Here is a 3,507-nt window from a genome sequence, read left to right as displayed (position 1 = left end):
CTTTCTCCGGCAGCAGTCCAAGCCGGTCCAGCACCACGGCAGCCTCCTGACGGGTCAGCCCGTCCCGGGGCCGGGTGCCGTCGAAGATCCCGGCGGCCACGGCCTTGCTCCACGCCTCCTTGGCCCAGCCGTCCGGCTCATTGGGCTGTCCGCTCTCCTGGTCCGGCTCCTTGACCTCCAGGCCCAGATAGTCGCAGATCCCGGCGCAGGTGGCCCGGGCCAACTTGTCCCGGTAGGCGGCGTCCTTCAGCAGGGCCAGGTCCTGAGCGTTGGTGTGGAAGCCGTATTCCAGCAGCACCGCCGGGGCGGTGGTGGCGGTCAGAACGGTTAAAAGGTCATGGGCCAGCCCGCTCCCCCACATCACCACACCGGCGGCGTGGATGCGGTTGATGACAGCCGCTGCCAGCTTGTTCCGGGCCGCCGTCTCCGGGGGCGCGGAGGTGAAGGCCACAAACCCCCGGGCAGAACTCCCGGCGGCGTTGGAGTGGAGGGAGACGAACAGGTCCGCCCCCGCCCGGTTACTTACCGAGGCCCGGGCGCTGAGGCCGGGATAGTCGCTCTCCTTTTCCCGTGTGCTTACCACCGTGATGCCCTGTGCCTCCAGCAGAGGCCGCAGGCGGGTGTACAGATCCCAGGTAAAGTCGCGCTCCTTGTAGGTCCCGTCGGCGGAACCGTTGACACACCCCGGCCCGTGGCCCGGGTCCAGGCATACAACAGGCTTGTTCACAGGCTTGTCCTCCTTCTGCGGCGGGCTCTCCGCCGTCTTTTTTGTCCATACGCAGATCCAGTTGTGGACCTTCCGGGCAGATTGGATCTGCGTCCCGGCAAAATCACACTGGGACGACCCGCCGCCGTCCAGCATCATGGCCGTGTCACAGCCCAGCGCCAGCAGCTCCCGCGTCAGACCATCGGGGTCTTTCGCGTCCCGTGTGCCGTCTTTGGCGCAATACAGCACCAGGGCATCCCGGGTCATGCCAATGGCGGACCGCCCCCGCACGCCGTCCTGGGCCTTGTCGTAGGTCTTTTCCGGATACTTCGCCCCGTCCCTGATGATGGGGGATACCGCCAGATAGTTGGCGTTGCTGTTCCAGTCCAGGGTCATGTGGATGTCCGTGCCCGTCCACCCGTAGCCGTGGACGTTGCCCCACGGCGTCCGGGACAGCAGCCTGCCGCCCACCTTCAGCCCCACACAGGGGGAACCGTCCGGGTTCCACATCCCTCCGTTGAGGATGTAGTCCGCGCCGGTCTCCCCCTTCACTTCCATCAGAGACTTGCGGCACTTGGTGACCACGATCTCCAAACGGCTGATCTGCTCCAGCGGCACATGGGCAATCTGTTTGTTCATTTTAGTTCCTCCGAAAATCAGATGCTGCCAGCTCTGGATCCTACTCGATATCTATGGTCATCTCGTGGCCATCACCGGCATAATCAAAATAGATGCGCCGAATCGCATTGCCTGTCATGTTGTATATGCTGAACTGGGAAAACAGGCTGCTGAACCTTCCGCCATCTCTTGTATAGCCTTGTAATCCGGCTCTAACAATAAATTCGTCAAAAAACCGCAAGTCGCAGGGCGAATTGTTGTTAATCACAATGCTCTGCACCATCGGGTCCGTCTCAACCGCCCTCACCGCCGCCGGGTAGGCGCTGAACACCTCCCCCACGGTCTGCCCCTTCTCTGCAAGGGCAGATTTCAGGTCGGCCTTTATGCCCGCCAGTCTATCAATCTCACTTTGAATACTCATAGTAACACCTCCTCAGATCGAAGCAAGGGCGTCCTCAATGCTGCTGTCCAGGCTCACCGTGCCGCCGGTGGTGTAGCCTGCGGGGATGGCGGCGCTTGTCTCGGTCAGGCCGTCAATGGTCTTATTCACTGCACCGTTGTTGGGCATCGTGCCCTCAACGGCCCCGGTGCCGGTAACAATAAACTTGCCGTCCAGCACGTCAGCGGCGGCGGCAGTCACCGGCGTCGTGTCCTTGTACCTGGCGGGGATGGCCTCAACGGTGACCGCGGTAAGGACCTTCCCGGCGGTGGGGGCTACGGTCTGCTGGGACTCGGTGGGCGTGGCTGTCTTTGTTTCCACATCAATGCCTACAGTGCCCTTGCCGTCATGATAACCGGCTGGGATGGTGAAACTGGTGGTGGTGCTGTCCAGAGTCTTTGCCACCGCCCCGTTGTTGGCCATGGTGCCCTCCACCTTCAGCCCGCCGATGTATGCGGTCTTGCCATCCAGGATCTCCCCGGCGGCGGCGGTGGCGTCGGAGGTATCGACGAACTCGGCGGGGATGGCCTCCACCGTAACCTTACTCAGCACCTTGCCCGTGGTGGGGGTAATGTCCTGGGGCGCCTTGGTGGGGGTGGCAGTCTTTTCCTCGGTGACGATGGATACAGTGCCGGTGCCGGAGTGGTAGCCCTTCGGAACGGTGTAGAACTTCGTGGTGGTGTTCAGAGTTTCGGACACAGCGCCGATATTGGGCATGGTGCCGGCGGTCAGCTGGCCGTCCTTCGTCACGAAGTTCTTATTCGCCAGAACGTCGGCGGCGATGGCCGTGACGCTGGATACGTCCTGATACTGCGCCGGGATGGCCGCCACAGTCACGTCGGACAGGCCGTAAAAGCCTCCGTCAGGCGTTACATTTTGCTGCTGCTTGGTGGGGGTGACCTGCTTACTCTGAAGCTTGTAGTTGCCCCCACCAGCGGTTCCAGATACCGTACCGCTGCCGTTGTGGTAGCCCTTCGGGATGGTATAGGTGTCACCCTCTGTCACAGTGGCGGATACGGCGCCCTGATTTACAATTCCGTCAAAGGCCGCCGCCAGCACGTCCATTTTGGCGGTACCCTCAGCAATGCCAAGCTCAACGGCCTTGTTTCGCATGGTGTTTCTTGCGTTTTCAATGCGGGTGATTTCGGTCTGAATGCTCATAGATTTGCCCTCCTTAAATGGTCCCCAAAAGAGACTCGATATTTCCAACGGTAACAAATACAGCTGCGGAGGTGATGGGTTTTGAGTTGTCTGCCTCCACCTGGTCGGCTGTATCTACAGACAGGGTGTTCGTCTCTCCGTCCAGCTTCAGTCCGGAGCCAATCACGTATCCACCCCCACTGCCAGCAGGGAGCGGAAGGCTGGACTTCTCGTATTGGTCTGTTTCCGTGTTCCAAACCATCCAGAACCCCTCGCTCCCTGGGATTGGCGGATGGGCGTTGAGCTCCCGGATGATTGCCTCAGCCTGGGAAAACTCAGTCGGAAGTTCGGGCCACTGAGCATCGCCGGACAGGCTCTCCGGTACATATACCCGGAGTACATTGGTATGCCGCACCTTTTCTCCCTGAGTGGCCCTCAGTTGAAGAACATAGTATCCGGACAGCGCCAGCATCTCAGATGTGAGTATTACAGACAGGCTGTTTTCCCCCTGGTTCAGGCGGATAATATCCAGATTTTTTCCGGCCTGCACCAGCAGATCCCAGGTCCAGCCCTCCGGGATGATCCCCTCCACTCTCAATTCCCG

4 protein-coding genes are annotated in these 3,507 nt (G+C 60.8%); all 4 read right to left on the bottom strand.

Going from position 1 to position 3,507, the window contains the following annotated elements:
* A partial coding sequence (locus B5F94_RS15600; protein WP_204247513.1) for an N-acetylmuramoyl-L-alanine amidase occupies nt 1-1,345 on the bottom strand: 1,345 nt, incomplete at its 3' end.
* A 40-nt stretch (nt 1,346-1,385) separates the two neighbouring features.
* Nucleotides 1,386-1,745: a hypothetical protein gene (locus B5F94_RS15595; RefSeq protein ID WP_087331449.1), complete on the bottom strand. Its 360-nt coding sequence runs from the start codon at nt 1,743-1,745 to the stop codon at nt 1,386-1,388.
* Between the two features lie 12 nt (nt 1,746-1,757).
* Complete coding sequence (locus B5F94_RS15590) at nt 1,758-2,924, bottom strand: hypothetical protein (RefSeq protein WP_087331447.1); 1,167 nt, start codon at nt 2,922-2,924, stop codon at nt 1,758-1,760.
* Between the two features lie 13 nt (nt 2,925-2,937).
* Nucleotides 2,938-3,507, bottom strand: a 570-nt coding sequence (locus B5F94_RS16540; protein WP_158100315.1) for a hypothetical protein, incomplete at its 5' end; no start/stop codon positions are given.

The sequence above is a fragment of the Flavonifractor sp. An4 genome (assembly GCF_002161755.1).
GTDB classification, from domain to species: Bacteria; Bacillota; Clostridia; order Oscillospirales; family Oscillospiraceae; genus Flavonifractor; species Flavonifractor avicola.
The sequence above is the reverse complement of the archived record's forward strand: the minus strand, read 5'-3'. Positions and strand labels throughout refer to the sequence as shown.